The organism is Streptomyces sp. NPDC043812, assembly GCF_056436245.1.
The window spans coordinates 88,916-115,136 of record NZ_JBWKCY010000026.1; the positions used below are offsets into that span (position 1 = coordinate 88,916).

Annotated in this window: 19 protein-coding genes, 1 tRNA gene and 2 pseudogenes; 11 read left to right on the top strand and 11 right to left on the bottom strand. The window is 68.5% G+C overall.

Going from position 1 to position 26,221, the window contains the following annotated elements; translation table 11 throughout:
• Positions 1-24 precede the first annotated feature (24 nt).
• Positions 25-1,056 carry a sugar phosphate isomerase/epimerase family protein gene (locus tag AC067Z_RS30750; protein WP_478792923.1) on the top strand — a complete coding sequence of 344 codons (1,032 nt, stop codon included), beginning with the start codon at positions 25-27 and terminating at the stop codon, positions 1,054-1,056.
• Positions 1,057-1,296: 240 nt separating this feature from the next.
• Positions 1,297-1,932, top strand: a complete 636-nt coding sequence (locus AC067Z_RS30755) for an HAD family acid phosphatase (RefSeq protein ID WP_478792924.1) — start codon at positions 1,297-1,299, stop codon at positions 1,930-1,932.
• 85 nt (positions 1,933-2,017) lie between these two features.
• On the opposite strand, the gene AC067Z_RS30760 is transcribed toward AC067Z_RS30755, so the two are convergent.
• From AC067Z_RS30760 to AC067Z_RS30775, 4 genes are all read right to left on the bottom strand, one after another.
• Positions 2,018-3,406, bottom strand: coding sequence for an OFA family MFS transporter (locus tag AC067Z_RS30760; RefSeq protein ID WP_478792925.1), 1,389 nt, complete (start codon positions 3,404-3,406; stop codon positions 2,018-2,020).
• A gap of 117 nt (positions 3,407-3,523) precedes the next feature.
• Positions 3,524-5,674, bottom strand: a complete 2,151-nt coding sequence (locus AC067Z_RS30765; RefSeq protein WP_478792926.1) for an acetate--CoA ligase family protein — start codon at positions 5,672-5,674, stop codon at positions 3,524-3,526.
• Positions 5,674-6,903, bottom strand: a complete 1,230-nt coding sequence (frc, locus tag AC067Z_RS30770) for a formyl-CoA transferase (RefSeq protein ID WP_478792927.1) — start codon at positions 6,901-6,903, stop codon at positions 5,674-5,676. The genes AC067Z_RS30765 and frc overlap by 1 nt, the downstream gene beginning before the upstream one ends.
• A 12-nt stretch (positions 6,904-6,915) precedes the next feature.
• Positions 6,916-8,610, bottom strand: a complete 1,695-nt coding sequence (locus tag AC067Z_RS30775) for a thiamine pyrophosphate-binding protein (RefSeq protein WP_478792928.1) — start codon at positions 8,608-8,610, stop codon at positions 6,916-6,918.
• 196 nt (positions 8,611-8,806) lie between these two features.
• Between AC067Z_RS30775 and sucC the strand changes: the two genes are divergently transcribed.
• The 3 genes from sucC to AC067Z_RS30790 all read left to right on the top strand — a co-directional run bounded on the left by sucC (position 8,807) and on the right by AC067Z_RS30790 (position 12,552).
• Entirely contained in the window at positions 8,807-9,934 is a 1,128-nt protein-coding gene (gene sucC / locus AC067Z_RS30780) for an ADP-forming succinate--CoA ligase subunit beta (RefSeq protein ID WP_478792929.1), read from the top strand.
• A gap of 34 nt (positions 9,935-9,968) precedes the next feature.
• Positions 9,969-10,859: a succinate--CoA ligase subunit alpha gene (gene sucD, locus AC067Z_RS30785; protein WP_478792930.1), complete on the top strand. Its 891-nt coding sequence runs from the start codon at positions 9,969-9,971 to the stop codon at positions 10,857-10,859.
• Between the two features lie 151 nt (positions 10,860-11,010).
• A complete protein-coding gene (locus tag AC067Z_RS30790; RefSeq protein WP_478792931.1) occupies positions 11,011-12,552 on the top strand; it encodes an aldehyde dehydrogenase family protein in 1,542 nt (513 codons plus the stop codon).
• A 46-nt stretch (positions 12,553-12,598) separates the two neighbouring features.
• Here AC067Z_RS30790 and AC067Z_RS30795 read toward each other — a convergent pair whose 3' ends face one another.
• Positions 12,599-13,909, bottom strand: coding sequence for a DUF2254 domain-containing protein (locus AC067Z_RS30795; RefSeq protein ID WP_478792932.1), 1,311 nt, complete (start codon positions 13,907-13,909; stop codon positions 12,599-12,601).
• A gap of 166 nt (positions 13,910-14,075) precedes the next feature.
• Between AC067Z_RS30795 and AC067Z_RS30800 the strand changes: the two genes are divergently transcribed.
• The 3 genes and pseudogenes from AC067Z_RS30800 to AC067Z_RS30810 all read left to right on the top strand — a co-directional run.
• A tRNA-Leu gene (locus AC067Z_RS30800) sits at positions 14,076-14,160 on the top strand.
• Positions 14,161-14,428: 268 nt separating this feature from the next.
• Positions 14,429-14,566, top strand: coding sequence for a hypothetical protein (locus AC067Z_RS30805; RefSeq protein WP_478792933.1), 138 nt, complete (start codon positions 14,429-14,431; stop codon positions 14,564-14,566).
• An 81-nt stretch (positions 14,567-14,647) separates the two neighbouring features.
• Positions 14,648-15,292 (top strand): annotated as a pseudogene (locus tag AC067Z_RS30810) (DDE-type integrase/transposase/recombinase); the annotation flags it as partial.
• A gap of 77 nt (positions 15,293-15,369) precedes the next feature.
• Here the strand turns inward: AC067Z_RS30810 and AC067Z_RS30815 are convergent.
• Together AC067Z_RS30815 and AC067Z_RS30820 are read right to left on the bottom strand one after the other, a co-directional pair.
• Positions 15,370-16,101: an EcsC family protein gene (locus tag AC067Z_RS30815; RefSeq protein ID WP_478792934.1), complete on the bottom strand. Its 732-nt coding sequence runs from the start codon at positions 16,099-16,101 to the stop codon at positions 15,370-15,372.
• Between the two features lie 618 nt (positions 16,102-16,719).
• Positions 16,720-16,845: a hypothetical protein gene (locus AC067Z_RS30820; RefSeq protein ID WP_478792935.1), complete on the bottom strand. Its 126-nt coding sequence runs from the start codon at positions 16,843-16,845 to the stop codon at positions 16,720-16,722.
• A 209-nt stretch (positions 16,846-17,054) separates the two neighbouring features.
• On the opposite strand from AC067Z_RS30820, the gene AC067Z_RS30825 reads away from it, so the two are divergent.
• Complete coding sequence (locus AC067Z_RS30825; RefSeq protein ID WP_478792936.1) at positions 17,055-18,980, top strand: GmrSD restriction endonuclease domain-containing protein; 1,926 nt, start codon at positions 17,055-17,057, stop codon at positions 18,978-18,980.
• A gap of 24 nt (positions 18,981-19,004) precedes the next feature.
• On the opposite strand, the gene AC067Z_RS30830 is transcribed toward AC067Z_RS30825, so the two are convergent.
• The 4 genes and pseudogenes from AC067Z_RS30830 to AC067Z_RS30845 form a co-directional block, all read right to left on the bottom strand.
• Positions 19,005-20,258, bottom strand: coding sequence for a hypothetical protein (locus AC067Z_RS30830; protein WP_478792937.1), 1,254 nt, complete (start codon positions 20,256-20,258; stop codon positions 19,005-19,007).
• 203 nt (positions 20,259-20,461) lie between these two features.
• Positions 20,462-22,612: a UvrD-helicase domain-containing protein gene (locus AC067Z_RS30835; RefSeq protein WP_478792938.1), complete on the bottom strand. Its 2,151-nt coding sequence runs from the start codon at positions 22,610-22,612 to the stop codon at positions 20,462-20,464.
• A gap of 48 nt (positions 22,613-22,660) precedes the next feature.
• Entirely contained in the window at positions 22,661-24,214 is a 1,554-nt protein-coding gene (locus tag AC067Z_RS30840) for a serine/threonine-protein kinase (RefSeq protein WP_478792944.1), read from the bottom strand.
• Between the two features lie 201 nt (positions 24,215-24,415).
• Positions 24,416-24,814 (bottom strand): annotated as a pseudogene (locus AC067Z_RS30845) (ATP-binding protein).
• A gap of 171 nt (positions 24,815-24,985) precedes the next feature.
• Here AC067Z_RS30845 and AC067Z_RS30850 point away from each other — a divergent pair.
• Positions 24,986-25,834 (top strand): helix-turn-helix domain-containing protein, encoded by an 849-nt coding sequence (locus tag AC067Z_RS30850; RefSeq protein WP_478792945.1) that lies wholly within the window; start codon positions 24,986-24,988, stop codon positions 25,832-25,834.
• A complete protein-coding gene (locus AC067Z_RS30855) occupies positions 25,831-26,037 on the top strand; it encodes a DUF397 domain-containing protein (protein ID WP_478792939.1) in 207 nt (68 codons plus the stop codon). Before AC067Z_RS30850 ends, AC067Z_RS30855 begins: the two co-directional genes overlap by 4 nt.
• Positions 26,038-26,221: the final 184 nt, after the last annotated feature.

The following is a 26,221-nucleotide window of genomic DNA, read 5'->3' on the forward strand; positions in this document are numbered from 1 at the left end:
ACCGACAACGAGGAGTTATCCACAATGAGCCGCATCAGCAAGGCGAACGACCCCGAGCTCTCCCACAGGCTCAGCAGACGCAACATGCTCGGCGTGGCCGCCGGAGCGGGCGCCGCCGCCCTCCTCGGCCTCGGCGCCGCCGCGGCGCCCGCGGCCGCCCACGGCCGAGGCCGCCCCGTCCTTCCTCCCGGCCGCCTCGGCATCCAGCTCTACTCGCTGCGCGACAAGGTCTCCACGCTCGGCTTCGCCAAGGTCTTCGCCGAACTGGAGCGCTACGGCTACGACGAGGTCGAGTACGCCGGATACACGCAGGGCTCCGCCGGTGCCATCACCCTCGCCCAGCTGCGGCAGCTCACCCGGGACCACGGGCTCCGCGGCATCGGCAGCCACGTCAACTACTACAACGACAACGACCCGAACGCGTACAGCTTCGCCCAGAACCTCGACAAGGTCCTCGACGACGCCCAGGCCCTCGGGCTCAAGCACATCGGCACCGCGTCGGGGCCCTGGCGCTACGGCGCCACCGTGGACGGCTGGAAGCGCTGCGCCGAGGACTTCAACCACTACGGTGCCGAGGCGAAGAAGCGCGGCATGAAGTTCTACCAGCACAACCATGCCGAGGAGTTCTCCTTCGCCACCGACAGGCCCGATGTCCGGCTCTACGACGTGCTGCTCGCCGAGACCGACCCCGATCTCGTCTATCTGGAGATGGACATCTACTGGGCGTACGCGGGCCAGTTCCGCTTCGGCAAGCGCGCCGACGGCACGCCGGCTCCGTTCGACCCGCTGAAGTACGTGCTGGATCAGCCCGACCGCTACCCCCTGTTCCATGTGAAGGACGGGGAGCACGACGCCGCCGCCCGTGACGGCTACCGCATGGTCGATGTCGGCGACGGAGACATCGACTACAAGCGCTTCATCTCGGCCGTGAACAAGACCCGTGGCGGCTATCGCAACCACCACTGGCAGGCCGAACACGACAACCCCGTCGAGTCGTTCGCCTTCGCCCGCAAGTCGAGCGCGCACCTGCGCTCGCTGCGCGAGAAGGACTGCTAGGACCTGTCCGGACGATCTTCGAGGATCAGCCCGGAAGAGGCCCAGCAGCTCCGTCCCGCCGTTCCGTCCCGCGAAGCGACCGCTGGGCGGAGCGGCGTCCGGACTCGATGAAGAAAAGCGGCTACCGACCGGTAGTAAGAATGACGCCTGCCGTCCATCATTAAGCGCGAGCATGTCAACCCGTTCGTTCGATCATGACGAACGGCTCCCTGAGCTGCCTCCACACCCAGGAGACCCCCCATGCATGCACGCACATGGACGGTCCGCGCCACGACGGCGCTCGCCGCGACGACCGTTCTCGCGCTCACTCCGGTCGCATCGGCCACCGCTGCCGAGCAGCAGCCGGCCCCCGCCGCCACGCACGCCACCGCGACGCAGAGCGTCGACTACGGCACCTGGCAGCGCGACGTGGCTGCCGTTGTCGCCGAGGCACGCCCGTACATCGAGCAGCGGACGGCGAACGCCTCCGGCGAGAAGCAGGCGATCGTCCTCGACATCGACAACACGTCGCTGGAGACGCACTTCCACCCCTTCTGGGAGCTGCCGACCCCTGCAATCAAGGACGTCCGGGACCTCGCCCGCTACGCGGACTCCCGAGGCGTGGCCATCTTCTTCGTCACCGCTCGCCCCGGCATCATCCACCATCTCACCGACTGGAACCTGAAGAAGGCCGGCTACCCGGTCGACGGCCTGTACGTGCGCGATCTGCCCGACCTCTTCGACGAGGTCAGCGAGTACAAGACCGGCAAGCGTGCCGAGATCGAGGCGAAGGGCTACACGATCATCGCCAACATCGGCAACAACACCACCGACATCGTCGGCGGCCACGCCGAGCGGGCGTTCAAGCTCCCGGACTACGACGGTCAGCTGTCGTAAGGTCCACGGAAAAACGGCCGGGTGGCCGTGGTGACCGGTCTCCCGGCCGCCACGGCCACCCGGCCGCATTTTCCCTTGCCCGACATCACCCCATGTCGCGGCTGATCGGCCGCGGGTTGGGCACGATCCCGCCAGGGCGCTCACGCCCCGGCGGGTACAGGAACAGCGCCACCACACCGGCGAACAGCGAGATCGAACCCGCCAGGATGAAGGCACCCGCGTAGTCCCAGGCACCCACGACGACCGCGCCCATACCGGAGCCCAGCAGACCCGACACCAGCTTCGAGCTGTACACCAGACCGTAGTTGGAGGCGTTGTTGTTCTCGCCGAAGTAGTCCGCGGTCATCGCCGCGAACATCGGGAAGATCGCGCCGCCGCCGAAGCCGGAGATGCTGGAGAACAGCAGGAACAGCGGCAGGTTGTTGATGTTGCCCGACCAGAGAATGCCGTACTGCGACAGGCCCAGCACGATGCAGACGAAGATCAGGCATTCCTTGCGGCCGTAGCGGTCGGACAGCCAGCCGATGACACCGCGGCCGGTTCCGTTGACGATGGCCTTCAGCGACATCGCGGTCGCCACGATCCCGCCCGCGAACCCCGCCTCGTCACCGAACGGCACCTGGAATGCGATGCCGAAGATGTTCACTCCCGAGGTGCACAGCAGACAGAACCACATCAGCCCCACCCGGCCCGTACGCCAGGCCTCGATCGGTGTGTACTGCTTCACCGCAGGCGGGTTCTTCTCCAGCGCCCGCCGTGCCCGCGGGTCGTCCGGCTTCCTCAGCGGGTCGACCTCCGCCGGCCACCAGTTCTTCGGCGGGTCCTGGAAGAAGTAGCCGGCAACGGCGACCATGGTGGCAAGGAACAGCCCCACCGACACCAGCACCCAGCGGAAGTTCGTCAGATCCATGAAGCCGGTGAAGATGAACACGAACGGCACCGAACCGTAGGCGAAGCCGCCGTTGACGAAGCCGGTCTTGCCGCCCTTCCGCTCCGGATACCACTTGCCGACCATGTTCACGCAGGTCGCGTAGACCATGCCGGCGCCCATACCGCTGAACATGCCGAAGCCCAGGTAGGCGACGACGACATGCGGAGCGTAGGCGAGCGACAGATAGCCTAGCAGCGTGCCCACGGCGCCCAGCATCATCGCCCACCGGGCCGGAAGCCTGCCGCTCTCACGGAGCTTTCCGGCGGGGAAGGCCACCGCGGCCTGGAAGAACACCCACACACCCAGCATCCAGAAGATGTGCTGACTGCTCCAGCTGTGTGCGGTGTGCAGCGTCTCCTCGGCGGACGCGAACGCGTACTCCGCCGAGCTGATGCCCATCATGCCCACCCAGGGCAGGATGACCATCCACTTGCGCTTGCGGCCCATGATGTCGATATCGGACTCGCCGATCCGGTACATGCGCCCGTTGGCGTCCGTCACCTCCCTGAAGGGGACGGATGTGGAGATGTCGGTTGTCGTCATGGTGATCGAACCCCTTGCGTGGAAGAAGTCTGGCCAGCGCCCCCTGTCCGTTCTCTTCGCGCCGGGGTCTGCGGCGAGCGGTCACCGCAGACCCCGTGGTTCGAGCCGATGCTCAGATCATCGATCGCCTCCCAGGAGCCCTGCAGACCGTGCCCACGCGTACTTGGCGCCGAGCACCGCGACGGGCTTCTCCGTCGTGTACGGATACGCCACGACGCCGTGCTCGAAGAGGTACTGGCATGCCTCCTCGACCTCCACATCGCCGGCCAGCGAGGCCACCACCGGCTTCTCGATGCCGCGCGCCCGGAACTCCTTCACCACACGCGCCGTCAGCTCCGCGAAGACCATGGGCGGCGTGACGATCGTGTGCCAGTAGCCCAGCACCAGCGCATGGATCCGTGGATCCTCCAGACCCAGCCGGATCGTCGCCTCGTACGTGGACGGCGGCTCGCCACCGGTGATGTCGATCGGGTTGCCCGCCGCGCCGAACGGCGGGATGAACGCCTTGAACGCGGCGTCCAGATCCGGCGGGATCTCCATCAGGGACAGGCCGTTGTCGACGATCGCGTCCGACAGGAGCACGCCGGATCCGCCGGCGCCCGTGATGATCACGACATTGTCGCCCTGTGGCGTGGGGAGCACGGGCAGCGCACGCGCGTACTCCAGCATCTCGTTCAGCCCCGGCGCGCGGATCACCCCCGCCTGCCGCAGCACGTCCTCGTAGACCGCGTCGTCGCCGGCCAGCGCGCCCGTATGGGAACCGGCGGCCTTCGCGCCTGCCGCGGTGCGGCCCGCCTTCAGGACCACCACCGGCTTCTTCGGCACGGTCGCACGCGCCGCCTCGACGAACGCCCGCCCGTCCTTGAGGTCCTCCAGATGCATCGCGATGCACTGGGTGTTGGGGTCCTCACCGAACCAGGTCAGCAGGTCGTCCTCGTCCAGGTCGGACTTGTTGCCGAGCCCGACGATCGCCGACACACCCGTACGCGTGGCCCGCGCGAACCCGAGGATCGCCATGCCGATGCCGCCGGACTGCGAGGTCAGCGCCACACCGCCCTTGACGTCGTACGGGGTGCAGAACGTGGCGCACAGGTCCTGCCAGGTCGAGTAGTAGCCGTAGATGTTCGGCCCCAGCAGGCGCACACCATGACGCTCGGCGATCTCGACGATCTCGGCCTGCAGCTCGACCTCACCGGTCTCCGCGAAGCCGGACGGGATGAGCACCGCGTTCGGGATGCCCTTGCGGCCGACCTCCTCCAGCGCGGAGGCGACGAACTTCGCGGGGATCGCGAACACCGCCACATCGGGCTCACCCGGCACGTCCATCACGCTCTTGTACGCCTTACGGCCGAGTATGTCATCGGCCTTGGGGTTCACCGGATGGATCTCGCCCGGAAAACCTCCGTCGATCAGATTCCGCATGACCGAGTTGCCGATCTTTCCCTGCTCGTTGGAGGCGCCGATCACCGCCACCGAACGCGGCTGCATCAGCCGCCGCATCGTGGCGAGGATCTCCTCCCGGGAGTATCTGCGCCGCGCGGCCGGGACCTCGTCGCTCAGCAGGATCCGGACGTCCGCGGCCATCACCCCGTCAGCCGAGGCGAACACCGGGTTCAGGTCCACCTCCGCGATCTCGGGGAAGTCCGCGGTCAGTTCGGAGACACGGACGACCACATCGGCCAGTGCATCCCGGTCCACCGCCGCGCCGCCGCGCACCCCGCGCAGGATCTCGGCGGCTTGGATGCCGTCCAGCATCGACAGCGCGTCGTCCTTCGAGGCCGGTGCCAGTCGGAAGGTGACGTCCTTCAGCACCTCGACCAGCACACCGCCCAGACCGAAAGCGACAATCTTCCCAAACGTGGGATCCGTGACGGTACCGACGAGCACCTCCGTCCCCGTGGGCACCATCTGTTGCACCTGGACGCCGAGGATCCGGGCATTCGGGTCGTACGCCTTCGCGTTGGAGACGATCGCCGTGAACGCGCCCCGCACCTCGGCACAGGAGGCGAGCCCGATCTGCACACCGCCCGCGTCCGTCTTGTGCAGGATCTCCGGCGAGACGATCTTCATCGCGACCGGGAAGCCGATCCGGTCCGCGAGCGCCACCGCCTCGTCGGCTGTCTCCGCCAGCCCTTCGGCCGGCGTGGGGATGCCGTACGCGTCGGTGACCGCCTTGCCCTCGGGGGCGGTCAGCGCCGTACGGCCCTGCGCGAGCGCCCCCGCGATGATCGCCCGTACCGCGTCCTTGCGCTGCAGTTCCTGCGTCACTAGATGACTCCGTTCGACTTGAGCAGGCGCAACTCCTCGTCGCCGAGCCCCAGCTCGCCGACGTACACCTCTTCGTTGTGCTGGCCGAGCAGCGGTGACGTGACCACGTCGACGGGGGAGTCGGACAGCTTCAGCGGGCTGCCGACCGTGGTGAACGAGCCACGATGCGGATGCTCGACCTCCACGACCATCTCGTTGGCGGCCAGGGACGCGTCCTCGATGATCTCCTTCGTCGAAAGGATCGGCCCGCAGGGGATGTTGTGGGCGTTGAGGCGCTCCAGCACCTCCCACTTCGGGAGCGTGGATGACCATTCCTCGATCAGCTGGAACATCTTCCCCAGCTTCGGCAGCCGGGCCTCCGGCGTCGCCCACTCGGGGTCGTCCGCGAGTTCGGGCCGCCCGATCAGCTCGGAGACCGGCCGCCAGCCCACCGGCTGGACGATGACGTAGACGTAGTCGTTCGGGCCACCGGGCGCGCACCTGACCGCCCAGCCCGGCTGGCCGCCGCCGGAAGCGTTTCCCGAGCGGGGAACTTCGTCGCCGAAGTCCTCGTTGGGATATTCGGTGAGCGGGCCATGGGCCAGCCGCTGCTGATCGCGCAGCTTCACCCGGCAGAGGTTGAGCACAGCATGCTGCATGGCCACATTGACCCGCTGCCCTCGTCCGGTGCTCTCCCTCTGGAAGAGCGCGGCCAGTATCCCGGCGACGGCATGGATTCCCGTACCCGAGTCGCCGATCTGGGCCCCCGTCGCCAGCGGCGGTCCGTCCTCGAAGCCGGTGGTCGCCATGGATCCGCCCATCGCCTGGGCCACCACTTCGTACGCCTTGAAGTTGGTGTACGGACCGTCCCCGAACCCTTTGATGGAGGCATAGACGATACGAGGATTGATCTCCTGGATCCGTTCCCAGGTGAACCCCATGCGGTCCACGGCGCCGGGGCCGAAGTTCTCCACCATCACGTCGCTGCGGCGGATGAGCTCCGTGAGGATCTCCTTGCCGCGCTCCGTCTTGGTGTTGAGCGTGATGCTCCGCTTGTTGCAGTTGAGCATCGTGAAGTACAGCGAGTCGACGTCCGGGAGGTCACGCAGCTGCTTGCGCGTGATGTCGCCGCTCGGGGCCTCCAGTTTCACCACGTCCGCCCCCAGCCAGCCGAGCAGCTGCGTGGCGGAGGGGCCGGACTGGACATGAGTCATGTCGAGGACGCGAATGCCCTCCAGAGCCTTGGTCATGGCCGACGCTCCTCACTTGTACATCGTCTGGTTCATGGTTCCGGGCGCGTACGCGTCGGGGTCCACCCACACATTGATCAGTGAGGGCAGCCCGGACTCACGGGCACGGCGCAGTGCGGGACCGATGTCGGCCGGATCGCGCACCTCCTCGCCGTAACCGCCGAGCAGCTGGGCGAACTTGTCGTAGTGGACGTCGCCGAGGGTGTTGCCGATGCGCTCTCGCTCCAGGCCGTACTTCTGCGCCTGGCCGTAACGGATCTGGTTCATGGAGGAGTTGTTGCCGATGATCCCGACGAAGGGGAGGTTGTAGCGGACGAGTGTTTCGAAGTCCCAGCCGGTGAGGGAGAACGCCCCGTCACCGAAGAGCGCGACGACCTCCTTGTCCGGACGGGCCTGCTTGGCGGCGAGTACGAAGGGGATGCCGACGCCGAGGGTGCCGAGCGGTCCGGGGTCCATCCAGTGGCCGGGGGACTTGGGCTGCACCACCTGGCCGGAGAAGGTGACGATGTCGCCGCCGTCGCCGATGTAGATCGAGTCCTCGGTCAGGAAGTCGTTGATCTCGCTGACCAGACGGTAGGGGTGGATGGGGGAGGCGTCGGAGCGCAGTTGTGGCAGACGCTTGTCCAGCGCGGTCTGCTCGGCGGCGCGCAGCTCCTCGAGCCATGCCTTGCGCTTGACGGCCCCGCCGTTGAGCCGGCCCGACGCGGCTTCGGTCACGGACTTCAGGATGACGCCGGCGTCGCCGACGATGCCGAGGTCGACGTCGCGGTTCTTGCCGACGGTGCGGTAGTCGAGGTCGATCTGCACGACGGTGGCGTCCGGTGACAGGCGCTTCCCGTATCCCATACGGAAGTCGAAGGGAGTACCGACGATGACGATGACGTCGGCGTTGGAGAACGCGTAGCGCCGGGACAGCTGGAAGTGGTGGGGGTCCCCGGGCGGCAGGGTGCCGCGGCCGGCGCCGTTCATATAGGCGGGCACGTTCAGGGTGCGCACCAGCTCGATCGCCGCGTCGGTGCCGCGCGTCGTCCATACCTGGCTGCCGAGCAGGATCGCCGGCTTCTCGGCCTGTACGAGCAGGTCGGCGAGCTTCTCCACGGCCTCGGGGTCACCGGCGCTGCGTGTCGAGGCCCGGTAGTGCCCGGCCTTGGGCACCCGTGCCTTCTCCACAGGTACCTTGGCATCCAGTACGTCGCGGGGGATCTCGAGGAACGAGGGACCGGGCGCGCCGTGATAGCACTCGCGGAAGGCCATCGACACCATGTCGGCCGCGCGTGCCGTGTCCGGCACGGTGGCGGCGAACTTGGTGATGGGCGTCATCATGTCCACATGCGGCAGGTCCTGCAGTGAGCCCATCTTGTGCTGCGTGTGGGCTCCCTGGCCGCCTATGAGCAGCATGGGGGACTCGGCGCGGAAGGCGTTGGCGACGCCGGTGACCGCGTCGGTCGTGCCGGGTCCGGCGGTGACGACCGCGCAGCCGGGCTTGCCGGTGAGGCGCGCGTAGCCGTCGGCAGCATGCGCGGCCACCTGTTCGTGCCGTACGTCGACGACTTCGATGCCTTCGTCCACGCAGCCGTCGTAGATGTCGATGATGTGGCCGCCGCAGAGCGTGTAGATGACCTCCACGCCCTCCGCTTTGAGTGCCTTGGCGACCAGGTGCCCACCCGAGATGAGTTCCTGGTCCTTGTCGCGGCTGTCGTCTGGCATGGCGAAGTCCTGTCCCTTCGTAGGGGAGTCGGTGAGGTTGCTCCGGTGTGCTTCGCGGTGGTCTCAGTGCCGTTCGCGGTAGATTGCATACAGTCGACGAATACTGTATGAAGCTTGTTATCCCGCATCCGGTGGGTGGTGTCCAGGGGGCGTGCGGCACTTTCATTCGTTTCGGACGAAGCACTGGGAGCCCGGCATGGATCTGTTCGAGTACCAAGCAAGGGAACTCTTCGCGGAGTACGGCATCCCCGTACCGGCCGCCGAGACCGCCGACTCGGCCCGGGAAGCACGTGAGGCGGCGGCCCGGCTGGGCGGCCGCGTCGTCGTCAAGGCCCAGGTCAAGACCGGTGGTCGCGGCAAGGCCGGCGGGGTCAAGGTGGCAGCGGACGCCGCCGCAGCAACAGTGACCGCCCGTCAGATCCTGGGCATGGACATCAAGGGGCACACCGTCCGCAAGGTGATGCTGGCCCAACCCGTCGACATCGACAGCGAGTTCTACGTCTCCTACGTCCTCGACCGCGCCGCCGGCACCTTCCTCGCCATCGCTTCCGCAGAAGGCGGCATGGAGATCGAGGAAGTCGCCGCCACCCGCCCCGAGGCCGTCGCCCGGATCCCGATCAACCCCGCCGAGGGCGTCACCGAGGCCAAGGCCGCCGAGATCGCCGAAGCCGCCTCACTCCCGGCCGCGACCGTCCCCGTCCTGACCGCCCTGTGGCAGGTGCTCGTCCGCGAGGATGCCCTCCTCGTCGAGGTCAACCCCCTCGTGCGCACCTCCGCAGGTGACATCCTCGCCCTCGACGGCAAGGTCACCGTCGACGACAACGCCCGCTTCCGCCAGGCCCGCTGGGGCACCGACGACAGCGCCCTGCACGACGATCCACTGGAAGCGGTGGCTGCCGCCAAGGGCCTCAACTACGTCAAACTCGACGGCACGGTCGGCATCATCGGCAACGGCGCCGGCCTCGTCATGTCCACCCTCGACGTCGTCGCCGGCTGCGGTGCCCGCCCGGCGAACTTCCTCGACATCGGAGGCGGAGCCTCCGCCCAGGTCATGGCCGACGGACTGTCCGTCATCCTCTCCGACCGCGACGTCAACAGCGTGCTCGTCAACGTCTTCGGCGGGATCACCGCCTGCGACGCCGTCGCCGAAGGAATCGTCCAGGCCCTCGACACCGTACGGCTCACCAAACCTCTCGTCGTCCGCCTCGACGGGAACAACGCCGCCCGGGGCCGCGCCATCCTCGACGACCGTGCCCACCCCCTCGTCCAGCAGGCCACCACCATGGACGGCGCCGCCTGCCAGGCCGCCGACCTCGCCATCTGAGCCGCCGACCCGCCACCCGAAGGGACCGAGAAGCATGGCCATCTTCCTCACCAAGGAGAGCAAGGTCGTCGTCCAGGGCATGACCGGCTCCGAAGGCATGAAGCACACCCGCCGGATGCTCGCCGCCGGCACCGAGGTCGTCGCCGGCGTCAACCCGCGCAAGGCAGGCTCCGTCGTCGACTTCGACGAACGGGCCGTCCCCGTGTACGGGACGGTGCGCGAAGCGATGGCGGCCACCGGCGCGGACGTCACGGTCGTCTTTGTGCCGCCGCCGTTCGCCAGGGCCGCCGTCACCGAGGCCGCCGACGCAGGAATCGGGCTCGCCGTCGTCATCACCGAGGGCATCCCCGTCCACGACGCCGTCGCCTTCCAGGCGTACGCCGCCGAGCGCGGCACCCGCGTGATCGGACCCAACTGCCCCGGCCTGATCAGCCCCGGCCAGTCCAACGCCGGCATCATCCCCGCCGACATCGCCACCAAGCCGGGCCGTATCGGCCTGGTGTCCAAGTCCGGCACCCTCACCTATCAACTCATGTACGAACTGCGGGAGATCGGCTTCTCCTCGGCGGTCGGCATCGGCGGAGACCCCGTCGTGGGCACCACCCACATCGACTGCCTCGCCGCCTTCGAGAACGACCCCGACACCGAACTCATCGTGCTCATCGGCGAGATCGGCGGCGACGCCGAGGAGCGGGCAGCCGCCTACATCGCCGAGCATGTCACCAAGCCCGTCGTCGGATACATCGCCGGCTTCACCGCACCCGAGGGCAGGACGATGGGCCACGCCGGAGCGATCGTCTCCGGGTCCAGCGGCACCGCCGAGGCCAAGAAGAAGGCCCTGGAAGCGGCAGGTGTCCAGGTCGGATCCACACCCAGCGAGACCTCCCGGCTCGTCCTTGCGCGGCTCGCGCGGCCCATCGGCTGACATGCCCTCTTTACTTGAGGCTACCTACGGGTAACCCTTTCGGGCACCAGGTTCTGGAGAGGACCTGAGCGGGGCGACCGGCGTGTGCGAGCCGGCCGCCCCCTGCCACAACTCCCGCCCCGTACGACTCGTAGCGAGCGGAGAACACCTCATGGCGCCCACCCTCACCCTCAAGCCCGGCACCGCCTGGAGCGATGCCTGGCAGCGCTGCACCACCGTCGCCCCCGAAGCCTTCAGGGACGACCGCGTCCTCAACCTCTGGGCCGCGCAGTGGCACGCCGACGGCCGGCCCCTCCCCGCCGCCGGCCCGGTCGACCTCGGTCCCCTCGCCGGTCCGCCCCGCCTCGACGCGGCCACCGCGCAGCAGGCCGTCCGCGCCTCGCTCGATCAGCACCGTGCCTGGCGCCACATCTCCCTCCCCGAGCGCCGCGCCCGCGTGGCCGCCGCGCTCGACGCCCTCACCGAACACCGCGAACTGCTCGCCCTGCTGCTCGTCTGGGAGATCGGCAAGCCCTGGCGGCTCGCCACGGCCGACGTCGACCGTGCGATCGACGGCGTGCGCTGGTACGTCGGGGGCATCGAGCCGATGCTGGAAGGCCGTTCACCGCTTCAGGGCCCGGTCTCCAACATCGCCAGCTGGAACTACCCCATGTCCGTCCTCGTCCACGCGATGCTCGTGCAGGCACTCGCCGGCAACGCGGTGATCGCCAAGGCCCCCACCGACGGCGGCGTCGCCTGCCTCACCCTGGCCTGCGCGCTCGCCGCCCGCGAGGGCGTACCGCTCACCCTCGTCAGCGGCAGCGGCAGCCAACTGTCCGAGGCACTGGTCCGTTCGCCCGAGATCGGCTGCGTGTCCTTCGTCGGCGGTCGCGACACCGGAGCCCGTATCGCCACCGCCGTCGCCGACCTCGGCAAGCGCCACATCCTGGAGCAGGAGGGCCTCAACACCTGGGGCATCTGGAACTACACGGACTGGCCCGCCCTCACCGCGGCGATCCCCAAGCTCTTCGACTACGGCAAGCAGCGCTGCACCGCCTATCCGCGATTCGTCGTCCAGCGCGAGGCGTTCGCCGACTTCCTGGCCGCGTATCTGCCGGCCGTGCGCTCCATCCGCACCGGGCACCCGCTCGGCGTCGAGAGTCCGGACGACCCCCTGCCCGCCCTGGACTTCGGGCCGCTCATCAACGCGGCCAAGGCCAAGGAGCTCGGCGACCATGTGGCGGAGGCGATCGACCGCGGCGCGGTCCCGCTGTACCGCGGAACCCTCGCCGACGGCCGCTTCCTCCCCGGCCAGGACACCTCCGCGTACCTGCCCCCGGTCACCCTGCTGAACCCGCCACCGTCCTCCCCGCTGCACCACGCCGAGCCCTTCGGTCCGGTCGACACCATCGTCCTCGTCGACACCGAGGCCGAACTGCTCGCCGCGATGAACGCCTCCAACGGGGCGCTCGTCGCCACGCTCTCGACGGACGACCCGGCGACGTTCGCGCGGCTCGCCCCGCAGATCCGCGCCTTCAAGACCGGGCACGGCAAGGCCCGTTCGCGGGGCGACCGCGACGAGTTGTTCGGCGGTTTCGGCGCGTCCTGGCGCGGCGCGTTCGTCGGCGGTGAACTGCTGGTCCGTGCGGTGACCGAGGGGCCGGCGGGGGAGCGGCTGCCGGGCAACTTCCCCGAGTACCAGTTGAACGCCTGAGCCCTGGGCTCCCTTTCGGATCCGACCCGATCCGAGCGACAGACCCCTATCCGATGCCCTGGCGGTCGGGCTCCAGAGCGAACGCGCGCTCGGCCGCCTCGGGCAGGCTGCCCTCCACGGCCTGCATCAGCAACACACGGTGCCGCTCCAGCGGCTCGCGCCGCTCGGCAGGCACGAGCCGCAGCAGATCGTCGAACCCGGCCACCAGCCGTCGCGACACCTGTGGAGATCCGACGGCGTGACGCCGGATCTCCACGAATCCGAGATCGACCAGATCGCCCCACTCGGGAACGTCCTGCACCAGCCGCACCACGCCCTTGCGGTCCCGGTGCTGGACGTCCCCGAGCGGCCGGTGCGCGACCGCCGCCAGGAACTGCACGATCCGGTCGACGCACTGCACGGCGGTGGTGGGATCGTTCACGGCCGGCGACAACGCCCGCAGCGCGATGTCGGACAGCTGCCGCAACCCGAACCCGAGATCCTGGTGGAACGTACGCTCCACGCCGACGGACACGGCGGACCGCAGAACAGCGAGCGACGGGACTCTCTCCACCTCGCAGTGCACGGCCAGCACCGGTGTACCCGGCACCACGAAGTCCCCGATCCGCGGGATCAACCGCAGCACCACGCCCCTGCGCCGCGCGGCTCGCACGAGCCGGGCGACGTGCACGTCCCGCAGCGTTCCGGACCGCCCCTGATGAGCGACCCGCGTCACCTCGGGGGGCAGCGTCGCCGGCTCCGAATCGTGCGCGGGCATCTTGGCGAGGATGCTCATCGCTTCCTTGGTCACCAGGGCCACCACCGGGCCCACCTTCATCAGTTGCAGCGTCTGCGTCACATAGGCGATGAACAGCAGCAGACTGAGCCCGACCATCAGGAGCGTCAGCGCACCCTGGATCAGGGGCACCGACGCCACTTTCCGCGGATCGGTCTCACTGTCGTACGCGGTCAGCACCAGCAGCGAGAGCAGGAACGTCGACAGGAACACCGAGAAGGTGAGCTTGCTGACCCGGCTCCTGATGAAGATCCGTACGACGCGGGGACTGAAGTTGCCCGCGGCCATCTGGACGGCGACCAGCGAGATGCTGAAGACGACACCGATGAAGGTCATCATCGCGGAGCTGATCGTGGTCACGATCGTCTTCGCGTCCTCGGCCCACGAGATCAGCGTGCGCACGGCCTCGTCGTCCTGGTCGTCCTGGAGCGCGTCCAGGAGCGCCGCGTCGAGCGCGTCGGCCGCACCCCACACGACGCAGACGAGAACGAGCGCAAGGGTGGGGGCGAACCAGAAGGTGTCGCGCAGATGCTCTCGCAGCGGGGAGAGCGGACGGGGCTGCCGATGGGTGCGAATCCTCACGCAGGCGACGGTAGTCTCACGCAGTGCGCATGCGTGGATACACGCTGTGGGGTGCCCGTCCGGCTCCTCGCGGGCGCGTCTGACCACGGGAAATGTGGGTGAGAGGCACCTGGAACCCCTGGTATTGTTGTCCATGTCGCCGCGGGAGACCGGGGCCGACCACCTGGTCCGGGTGGCGGAATGGCAGACGCGCTAGCTTGAGGTGCTAGTGCCCTTTATCGGGCGTGGGGGTTCAAGTCCCCCCTCGGACACTCGCTATAACGATACGGATGCGAGGGCATCGACCTTACGGTCGCGGTTTCGTAGCATTTGGGCTTTGCCAGGGCCGTCCGTTTGTCGTGCTGGGTGTCGTTAGTCCATTGGGTGACGACAGCGGGGTCGGGTCCGGCGGCGAGGGCGGCCGGGTAGCGGGCGAGGCGCGGGTAGGAACGGTTCACTTCGAACTGCAGGCATGGCTCGGACACCCAGCCCGACCAGCGCCCTGCACTACGCGAGGATCACATCAAAAAGGCCGACCACTTGCAGCGGATGCTCATCTCCACCCCGCTGACCGACGACGAACGCGCCGCCGTCGACGACGGTCAGGCCGCCCTCGACGGACTCCTCAGTCGGCTATCCGAGGTCCCCACTCCCGCCGGCGCCAGCCCTCGCGACTGAACCGGCCGACCCCCTGCGCGCTGCTGCTGATCGTCGACGTCCGACAAGGCGCCCAATGACGAAACAGCAGGTCACAGATTCCACAGAATAGCGACGGTCCTGGACTGCTTCAGCCGGAAGGTCGTGGGCTGGTCCATCGCCGACCACATGCGCACGGACCTGGCCGCCGACGCCCTGCGGATGGCCGCCCGCACCCGCGGCGGCGTGGACGGGGCACTCTTCCACTCCGATCACGGGGCCCAATACGGTTCGGGGCCTTCGCGCCAGCCTCTGCGACCAGCTCGGGGTCAACCGGACGATGGGCGCGGTCGGCAGCAGCGCGAACAGCGCGGCCTGCGAGCGGTTCCATGCGTCTCGGAAACGGGAGACCCTCCGCGGAGCCCGCGTCTACAGGCGACGCTGCCACCTGCAGGTCACCGTCTTCGCCTGACTGGCCTGCTACAACACCCGCCGCAGACACTTCGCCAACGGCCGCCCCGGCCCCGACGAATGCGAACGGCGACACGACGCGGCTTAAGCTCACGCTCGCCGCATGACGCACCAACGCGTGTCCATCATCACGGGGGAAGGCCGGCCATGCCTTCGGGACCAAGCAGGCTCTGGGGCGAGGACTTCGACCTCCGGGATGACGGTGACGTGCCTGTCGACAGGCTCTGCAACATCTGCAAGCACCGCCCACGACCTGGACGAGGTCTGACAAGGGCAGGCGGCGACGAGCGCAGGTAGTGCCGGAAGTCCTCCCGCTGCTCCTCCACGCCCAGCGAGGAAGAGGCGCGCGCTGGTCCACCTGGTTCGCTTCTTCGTTACTTCGGTTCCTCGGCCCGCAGGGTGTCGCCACGCATGGCCTTGTCCGTGGCCCGCCCGATAACAGCAGTCGCTCCTGCGTCCACAGCCCCTCCGACAAGGCCCCCCCGGATTGGAATCCCCTTGGCGAGCGTGATCGCAGCGCGCTGGGTCCCATACTTCGCGACCAGGTGGGTCCCTGCCTTCTTGTTGATCGCCCGGATCATGGTGATCGGGATCTTCTTGATCATCTGCTCGCCGAACTTCTGGCCTGCCTTCACCCCGAAGGCCGCGAGGACGCGCTGCGTGCTCATCCCGATCGCGAGCATCATCGCGACGGTCCGCGCGTGCGGATCACGGATGTCCCATCCCCGAAGGTGCGCGATGGCGCCGGCCATCCGCATGTTGACGGCGAAGGATGCGGCCACGTTCGCGGGTATCGTCACGCCTGCGGTCAGCAGACCTCCGAGTCCGGTGATGAACCCCTGAGCCCCGGCTGCGGCCACGGACTCCTTGATAAGGCGGGCGACGACCGCGTCGATGTCGTCCTTCATGTCCTCGGGAGAGTGGCGCTCATCGTCACCAGGTGCCCGGTAATCGGCACCCTGTCGACGCGAAAGACGGTCCTCGGCCCAGGTTGCCGACCCCGTGATCGGCCCCACGCCGTTCACCATGACCTTCTCCGCAAGCTCAGCGACCCACTGCCCGGCCTTCTCGGCCGCTCCTTCATCAGGAGTCTTCTCGTCGGCCATCACATGCTCCTTCCGCGAGCGCCCCGCCGGGGGCATCCCGCACTGCTGCGGGCAGGAGAAGGATTCCGGTCGCCGGCTTCCCGGCAGCCTGTGGGCGGCTGAAGCCGCATCCCCCTCGCCACCGCCCGTCCACCCCTTCGCGTCACGACGTCCTTCGCCGCGCCGCCTTACACGAGCTGAAACGGCTACACCTTCCCATACGGGTGAAAGCATCGTCAAACCGCTTCGGTTCGCTGGTGCGTGTCCGGTTCAGGGATGACGCGCAGACTCTGTCGGCTACCCCGTTCCGCACGCGGCCTCCATCAGGAACGGGCTCGACTGCCCGGTCCACGAGACGTACAGGCTGTCCCGGGCCCAGGTGTAGGCGACGAACGGCAGGCAGCTTCCGCGGCGAGGGCGGCCTCGTGCTGGAGCCGGTCGAGCTTCTGCGGGGTGGCGGCGGAAGGGTTCGGCAGGGTGCGTCGACGCCGACGACGGCGGCGTAGCGGTACTCGAGCCCTTGAAAGTGTGCATGGCGCCCGCGTTGTCTGCGTCGTCGGCGGGCGACTCACGCACGGACCACCCGGCCTGCGGGGACCCCGGCCGCGATCGAGCGGTCCTTGGCCTTCTCGCAAGTCTCTATGACCGCGCACAGGTACCGATCTCCTCGTGCGCGGCACCGCCGTCCACCCACTCACGCATCTGCTCGACCCGGGCGTCGAGTTCGGCCTCCTCCGTCGCCGCCGCGCGGACGCGTGGTCCCAAACCGTGCAGGGCCGAGCTGTACCCGATCAGCGTGTCGTGCGGTCCGCTGTCTGCCAGTTCGGCGTAGGGGCGTGCGTACGGGCATCCGGAGGGCCGAGCGGGGGACGCGACAACGCTGGCAAGCGAAACTGGTTCCGCTCGGCCGCAGTTGGCCCTTCTCGGCAGTTGATAGCGTGTGTGTGGCGGAGCACACGCAGGCTGGGGGCAGCATGGGGCTGGCAAACCAAAGGATCGCTTCTCAAATCGAGGACCTGTTGCAGGGCAAGGTCGTCATTCCCTCCATCCAGCGCGACTTCGTCTGGATGAGGCCCGACGTACGTGATCTCTTCGATTCCCTCTACCGGGGCTACCCTGTCGGTGCCCTGCTGCTGTGGAAGACCAATTTGACCGTCCCCTTCAAGACGGCTGCCGTCGTCCAGGCCGACAAGTCCGCGCACCAGCCTCTCTACCTGCTGGACGGGCAACAGCGGTTGACCTCCCTCGCCTGGGTGTACCGGCCGGAGTCGAAGGCGGACGGCCGGCTCATCGACCTGCGCTTCGATGTGCGCACCGAGGAGTTCGTCAACCCGAGTGCGATCCAAGGCAAGGACCCGCTCCTGTTCCGTGTTTCCACCTTGCTGCAGGAGAACGTGCAGTACCACGAGGTGCTCAACGCGGCCGGGATCGAGTACTCCGCCCCGCACTTCGGCGCATGGATGCAGCGCCTGCAGAAGGTGCACGACATCCGCAGGCAGGAGATCGCCGTCATCACCTACGAGTCCGACGACTACGAGGAAGTCGCCGAACTCTTCGCCCGGTTGAACAAGGGCGGTCGAAGGCTGTCCAAGGGTGACCTCGTCTACAGCGCCATCGCGGCGCGGTGGTCCGACGGCCTGGACACCATGGACGCCTTCCACCAGGAGCTGCAGGACAGCAACTTCGCCCTGAACAGGGAAGCCGTCCTGCGTCTAACGAGCCTCCTCGCGGGAACCGGCGCCCATCACATCAAGCTCATCGGGGCGGACATGGACGAAGCCGCGCTGAAGGAGGCCTGGCACGCCACCGAGAGGGCGCTGCGCTTCGCCATCGACTTCCTGAAGGGCGAGTGCGCGATCCCCCGGTCCGAGGTCCTCTCGTCACCGAACGTCACCATCGTGCCCGCCCTGCTGCTGCACCACCGGGACGGCAAGCTCCGTCCGGGGGAGGCTCAGCTACTGCGCCGCTGGGTGTACACGGCGATGGCGTTCAGCCACTACTCGCTGCAGGTCGAGGGCAAACTCGACGCGGAGGCAAGGCTGATCAAATCGCGTGAGGGAGAGGGCCTGTTCGCCGAACTCATCCGCCGGGCCTCCGGCACCCGGTCCCGGGACAGCGCCCTCCACCCGAGGGACCTGGAGCAGAAGTACTCCACGCATCCCTTCTTCAAACTGCTCTACATCGCCGCGTTGCGGGGCACGGCGCGGGACTGGGCGACCAACATCGCTATCAGCGACCAGCCGATGAACAGCGGCGCCAAGATCGAATTCCACCACGTGTTCCCGCGTGCCCGAGTCCAGGGGACATACGCGAAGGAGGAGTGGAACAGCCTCGCCAACCTGGCCTTCGTCACCGGTCAGACGAACAAGATGATCTCCTCCAGGCTGCCCGTCGACTACATGGCGGGGATCGCGCCGGAGCGCCTGGCCGAACAGTGGATCCCCGGCGATCCGGAGCTGCGGTCCCTGGACCGATTCCCCGACTTCCTGGCCGCACGCCGGAGTCTGCTGGCCAACGTCCTCAACGAGTTGCTCGGTCTTCCCCGCTACGACGCACAGGCCACCCACCGGGACACCGACGAGCTGCCTGCCGACGAGCAGCTGATCGTGGAGGGCCCGACCGCACCCACGCTCGTCGGGGCGGAGGTCCAAGAACTTCGCACGAAGTACGGTGTTGAGATCCACGCGACCTACGAAGGCCGGCGCGTCGACGCCTACTACGATCCCGCGTCCCGCGTCGTGAGGATCCCCTCCGGTCCGGGCCGAGGCGAGTACGAGACTCCCAGCGGGGCGGCGGTCGCCCTGGTCCACGCCCTGAACCCGCACGTCAATCCGAATCGGAACGGATGGACGTTCTGGACCGTCACTGCCACGGGGCGGTTGCTGCAGAGCATTCGATAGTGGACGGCCCCTCCATCTGCCTGCCTATGTCAGGCCTCCGCGCTTGTGAGGTTTGACGTAGGTGTGTTCCTTCGGCAGCTGATGAGTCCCGGTCAGGCCGGCGCTGCGATGAGCCTCGGCGTACGCGGCCCGGGCCGTATCGCTGGCCTGCTTGCCCAGGTGCTCGATCTTCATCAGGTGCCCCGCGACGCGGTGCCGTGAAGAGGCGCTCGGCAGATGTACGACCCGCTGCTTCTTCGGCTTGGGCAGTACGAAGGGCGTGTAGCAGACGAGGCGGACCGTTCTCTCGCCCGGACGGGCCGGAAAGTGAAGAACGCCGTCGGCCGCGCAGCTTCCTGTTTTCCAGGTGAGGCGGCTTCGGTTGATGAGCCCGTTCACCGAAGCGCGGATCGCGTCGCTCGAGTACTGGTGGGACATGCCACGGCTTCGTACGCCGCGGATCAGGTTCTCCACCGGCAGAAGCGCGCTGCCCGCCTCGTCGAGATAGCCGAGTTTGCGGATTGTCTCCTGCACGAGCACCTCGAGCGAGACACCGATGCCCGCTGGGCTGTGGGCCAGGCTCGTCGGGAGTTCACGGGCGATGATCCGATGGTCGTACGCGTAAGAGAACCGCCTCTTCGCGATGAAGACAGGACGTTCCAGGAGGGTGAGAGACAGCCGCAGCCGGCTGCGGTCCAGATTGGCCGTGACCCGTGTGCCGGGCAAGAGTTCCGACGGCCATCGGATCCCTTGGAGGTGCTCTTTGGTGACCTTCTTGCGTAGCGAATCCAGCAACACTGTGGGGAAGCCGCCGCCGTGGTCAAGGTGCACGACTTTGGCCGTCCGGATCCGACGTGCGGCCTGCGAGGGGAGCGGACACTGCCCGTGCTCCACGTGATGTCGGCGGATCACGAACGTCCACTGCAGTTCGGAGGCCGTCTCGACTACGTCATGGGGTTGACCCGGGTCCGGTTGCCGGATCAGTACCGTCTGGTCGAGCCTGGAGGTCGCTGCACCTTCTGCACCGTCAGGAGCCGAGGCAGTGACGACGGCCGGGGCATGAGGCTCATGGGTACTGGCCGCGCTGGTGAACCTTTGAAGGTGGCAGTCCGCGCAGTGGGCGAGTTTCCTGCCCGCACTCGTCGTCTTGATGGCGACCACTGTGTCCGTGGTTGCCCTGCCGCATTGATGGCAGGAGAAGGAAACCGGTGCGGAAAGCTTCTGCAAGGTCCAGCGGACATGAGTACGTGTGCTCTGCAAGATCTCTGCACCCTGGAAGTGCGTTTCCTGAGCACTCACGATCGGCCCCCCTTGCCGCGCGAACTCCGCCGTGCCTCGCCCTGCTCCCCGGTCGTGACGGTGCGCCACGTCAACGCCGGCGGCGGAGGCGCCACGGGTGGCGATCGCCTTGTTCCGTGTCCCGTGTCCTGTGCGGGACACGAAGCTCTGACGAAGAGTCTGCCTGACCCATGTCGGCAGAACCAGACAGTGAGGAACTCGCTCTACACTCCGGCCTCCACCAGGAACGGACTGGGCTTGCCCGACCAGGAGACGTACAGGCTGTCGCGGGCCCTTGTGCAGGCGACGAACAGCAGGCAGCGTTCCGACAGCATGTCCGTCTCGTGCTGCTTGGAGTCCACCTCGGGCGGTGTGACCGCCTTAGGGAACGGCAGCGCGTCCTCGGTGACGCCGATGACCGCGACGCAGCGGAACTCCAGGCCCTTGAACGAGTGCATGGTCCCGACGCGCACGGTCGTCCCGTCCTGGGTGGAGGCGTCGGCGGCGCGCAGGGTGGCGGCGGGAACGCCGGCGTCCTTCAGGCGGGCGACCGCCTTCGCGCACGTCTTGTTGAACCGGGCGCTGACCCCGATCTCCCCGGCGCCGACACCCGCGTCCATCCACGCCTTCACCTGCTCGACGAGCAGGTCCAGTTCGGCCTCCTCGGTCGACGCGTCCCGTACGACGGGGCCGTCGCCGTGGAGGGCGGAGCGGTAACCGAGCAGGGTCTCGTTGCGGCCCTCGTCTTCGAGCTGGGCGATCGGGCGGCCGATCAGCAGGGCGGTGGACCAGCGCAGGATCTCCTGGGTACTGCGATAGTTCTTGCGCAGCTTCACCGACCGTCCGGCCACCTTGATGCCCAGCGACTTCAGCGACACCCGCGAGTCGTAGATGCGCTGGTGCGGATCGCCCGCGATGAACAGGTCGTCCGGGCGGGCGGGGACGGCCGCGCGCAGCAGCCTCCACTGCGCCGGGTGGAGGTCCTGCGCCTCGTCCACCACGACGTGTCGGTACGGCGGCCCCGTCGCCTCCAGCAGCCGTGCCGCCTCCGCGCACGTCTGCAGCCAGGTCCGGGCCCCGTCCGCGGCCAGGTCGGCCGTGAACCGCTCCACCGTCTCCCACACCAGCGGCCGCTCGGCGGTTGTCAGCCGGCTGCCCCTGCCCCGCCGGTCCGCCGCCTCGTACTGGGCCAGGGTGGTGATGCCCTGCGCCAGGACGACATGCCGGTACTCCTGGGCGAGGAACTGCGCGCTGCCGGTGAAGCCCGTCACCTTGGCGGCCTTGCCCCAGCGGCTCACCTCCTCGTTGTTCATCAGCGGCCGCAGCGGGACCGCGTCCGGTGCCTCCGCGACGACCCGGCTCGCGAAGCCGTCGACGGTGGACGTGTCCACGCGTGCGCGCAGCTCCGGGTCGTCCACCAAGGACTCCAGGCCCGATCGGAGTGCGCCGACGAGCGCGTTGGTGTAGGTGGTGAGGAGGATGCGGTCGCCTTCGCGAAGGTGGCCGAGCAGGTGTTTCACTCGGTGCAGCGCGACAACGGTCTTGCCGGTGCCAGGCCCGCCCGTGACCTGCGCGGGGCCCGAGTACGACGCCCGGTAGGCCACCTTCCGCTGGGAGGGGTGCAGGAACACCCGCCAGGCCGCAAAGGGCTTCTCGAGGATGTCCCGCAGCTCCTCGGGAGCCGTCACCAGCGCGATACGCGCCCGGGTGTACTGGATCGCGGTCTCGTAGTCTCGCGTGTCCACCGGCTGCGTGGATGCCTGAAGCGCCGGCGCCACGATGTCCTGCCAGACCTCCTCCACCGTGCAGCCCGCGGCCAGGTACTGCAGCACCTCCCGCTGGTCCTGCGGCAGCAGCGGCGCGAAGACGTCCAGCTGCTCCTGGTCGACGAGCGACCGGGCCTGCCGCAGTGTCTCGTCGTCGATGCCGAGAGCCTTCAGGTCCCCGTCGGAGAACTTCGCGAACAGCCGGGGCTTCGGCGACGACTCGGCCACCCGCTCATAGGCCGGCGTGATCTCGTCCAGGGTCGCCGCGTCCCGGATCTCGACCGCGCGCGTGACCTCGTTGATGCTGGACTTCTGCTTCATGGCCCAGGCGATGGCCTTGTCGTGAGCCATGACCCTCAGCAGGACGAAGGTGTCCCCGGAGGGCGGTGCGAGCACTACACCACGCCAGAACTGGTCGATGCGGATCGTCCGGATCTGCTTGTCCTTCGCCTTCACGAGGCTTTCCAGCTTCAGACCCTGATCCTGGAAGAGCTGGTCCAGAGTGAGCCGGTTGAACTTCTCCCAGGCGTCGAGCACACCCTTTCTCACCGGGGGCTGGAGCTTGGGGAGTTCGGCGAAGAAACCGATGTCGAAGGCGAGCTGCGGCATGCGGAGATCCTAGTGCCCCGGCCGCCCGCGGTGCGGGCAAAGGCCAGGTCAGGCCGAGGAACCGGCACTGTCGCCGTCGAGATCCAGACGGATCACCGCCAGGGTCTCGGCCACCTCGGCGGTCAGCTCGTCGTCCGGGCCCAGCACCACGCACAGGTCCGTGTGCAGCGGCTCCAGGACGTCGTACGCCTCCGCCGCCCGCTGCTGGGCCAGCAGCAGCATGCCGATGTCGCGGCGCAGCTCCACCGCGTTCTCGCTCACGTCACCGTCGACGGCGCGGACGGCGTCGAGCACACCGTGCAGCCCGGCCAGCGCCTCGGTCACCTGCCCGAGTTCGCCACGGCAGCGCGCCGCCTGCGCCCGGCAGTCCAGGGCCTCCTCGCTGCTCGGCCCGCTGACACGCCCATACGCGTCCGCCAGGGCCTCGAACTCCGGCAACGCGGACCGGTGATCACCCGCAAGCTGACGGCTGAACGCCCGGCGCCTGCGGAGCGCGAGGACCGCCTTGCTCTCCGCGCCGAGCACCCGGGCGGCCGCCTCGATCATCTCGCCGACCACTTCGGCCGCCTGCGAGAAGCGGTCCTCGTCCCACAGCGCGGCGCAGTGCTCGTACACCTCGCGGATCTGCTCCCGCAGCTCGTCACGCTGGGCGGGCGGCAGCACGGGTGCTGGAACCGCGTCCGGCCCGGCGCCGGCCGCGTTCTGCCGCGCGCCCGTGGCTCCGGCGCGCGAGCGGGGCGCGTAGGGGCGGCGGAAGATCCCGGTCGGGTCGGGCGCCCCGGCGAGCCCCGCCGCCTCGGGTTCGGACTCCTCGCCGGGCACGGGCAGGTGGGGGCGCAGCCGCTCGTACACCTCCTGCACGTCCGCCGGGCGCGCCTCGGGCGCCTTGCGGAGCAGGTGCAGGACGAGTTCTTCCAGGGCCTCCGGTACGTCGGCCCGCAGCCGGCGCAGCGGCACCGGGGCCGCGTTGACGTGCTGCATCATCAGTTGCCACTCGCTGTCCCCCGCGAACAGCGGCTGTCCGCAGAGCAGTTCGTGCAGCACGCACCCGAGCGCGTACAGGTCTGTGTGTGGTGTCACCCGGGCGCTGCGCACCTGCTCCGGCGCCATGTACTGGTACGTGCCAACCGGACTGCCCGTGGCGGTCAGCTTGGTGACGTCCGTGCGCAGGATCGCCGCGATGCCGAAGTCCAGCACCTTCACCGTGCCGTCCCGGGCGACGAGGACGTTGCTGGGCTTCAGGTCGCGGTGGACGACGGGCACGTCGTGCGCGTACGACAGCACGGTCGCCACCTGCGCCGCCACGGCCACCGCCCAGCTGACGGGGAGCGGAGGCCGGTCCGGGCTCACGTACGCGGTCAGCCGCACGCCGTCGACCAGTTCCATCACCAGGAACAGCTGCTCGTACGACTCGTCGAGCACCGCGTCGAACACCTGGGGCACCCCCGGGTGCTGGATGCGCGCGGTGACCCGGGCCTCGCGCCGGAACCGCTTCGCGAACTCCTCCGCCAGATGCGGCGACGTCACGGCCTGCGGGCGGATCAGCTTCACGGCGACCGGCCGGTCCAGCACGGCGTCGTAGCCGCGCCACACGTCCCCCATGCCCCCGTGACTGAACTGCTCCAGCAGCTCGTAGCGCCCCGCGATCCGTCGTCCGTCCGGCACCTGGTCCTGGCCCCCGCCCGCGTCGAGTGTCCGAAGACGACTTCAGAGGTCTTCAGAGTCTCCGATGTGTTCGGGGGTCAGTCTTCCGGGCGAGGTCGTGCGCGTCCAACCTGCGGGGGTGCCGCTTGCGTGATCAGGTCATGCCGGGTAAGCGGTGCACTCGGCCCAGACCGTCTTGCCGGGCCCGCCTCCGGCGCGCGCCGAACAGCCCCAGCGGTCGGCCAGCGCCGCGACCAGCAGCAGGCCGCGCCCGCTCTCGCCGTCCGGTGACGGGTCGGCGGGGAGAGGGGGACGTTCTCTCCACGGGTGTCGGTGACCTCGATCCGTACGGTGCGGGTCGACGGGGAGGCCGTCATATGCACCTGGAAGTCCCGGCCCGGGACGTGCCCGTGCTGGACGGCGTTGGCGCACAGCTCCGCGGCCACGAGCGTGACGACGTCGTGGGCGTCGCTGTCGTACGGGACGCCAGGCGTCGAGGCAGTGCTCACACATGCGCCGGGCGCGGCGGGCGCCGCGCGGGGTGGAGCTGAAGCGCATCGTGAACTGGTGCACCGTGACGGGTGATTGTGTTGCGGTCATGCACTCACGGTGGCGCGCTGTGGCCTAGCGTGACCAGTGGTGACGCGCCGCTTACGGACCTTCGTACGGAGCGGGCGCGGGCGCTGTACGGGACGGTACGCGGGGAGAGGCGGCACAGCGGTGACCGAGGTGCGGGACGAGGAGACGGCGGCGCGGCGGCAGCAGCGGCCGGAGGATGAGCCGGGGACGGGTGTGGTGACCGCGTTCGGACGGCAGTTGAAGCTGCTGCGGACGCGGGCGGGGCTGGAGCGGGCGGAGTTCGGGAAGCGGCTGGGGTACTCGGCGGACACGGTGGCGTCTATTGAGCAGGGGAGGCGGATTCCGCAGCCTCAGTTCATTGAGAAGGCGGATGAGGTGTTGGGGGCCGGGGGGTTGCTGACGGCCCTGAAGGAGGAGGTGGCTCGGGCCCAGTATCCGTCGTTCTTCAGAGACATGGCTCGGCTGGAGGCGGAAGCGGTTGAGCTGTGTGCGTACGACACGCTCGTGGTCAACGGGCTCCTTCAGACCGAGGAGTACATGCGGGCCATCCTTGCCATGCGCCGCCCGTTGCTGGACGAGGAAACGATTGAACTCCGAGTTGCCGCTCGCCTCGCGCGACAAGAGATCTTCAATCGCTGGCCCGCCCCGCTTCTGAGCTTCGTCATGGAAGAGTCCTTGCTGCGCAGGTTGCTCGGTGGGAAGGCCGTGCTCCGAGGGCAGCTTGAGCATCTGTTCCTGATCGGCGAGAAGCGTAACGTTGAGCTGCAGGTGATGCCGCTGGCCCGGGAGGACAACGCCGGGGTGGACGGCCCGTTCACGGTGATCACCCGGCGGGGTGGGGAGCAGTTCATGTATGCCGAGGTCCAGGGACGCAGCAATCTTCTGACTAGGCGCGATGAGACGAGCCTTGCGGCGGCCCGTTATGGGATTATCCGAAGCCAGGCGCTCAGCCCGCAGGAGAGCCTGGACCACATCGCGAAGTTGCTGGGAGAGCTATGAACGCCGCGGTAAGCGAGTCAGTGGCCACTGAACTGGCCTGGTTCAAGAGCAGTTACAGCGGCGCTGAAGGCGGCCAGTGCCTGGAGGTTGCCGCAACCAGCGAAGGTGTCCTCGTCCGAGACTCGAAGCGCTGTGTCGGCCCCGTGCTGGCTGTCGGGGTCAAGGCATGGGACGGCTTCGTGCGGATGGCCGCCGCGCACTGAATCGGCGGACGTACGACAACTGGGGCCCGGTGCGATACCCACGCACCGGGCCCCACTCGCTTCAGAAGTCGTCCAGCCCTTCCTCCCGACGGATCATCCGCCAGGCCGCGCGGCGGGCGCTGCGGTCGAGGTTGGACTTGAAGTCCCGGTCGGTACCGAAGTACCGCTTGCCGAGCGTGTCGAT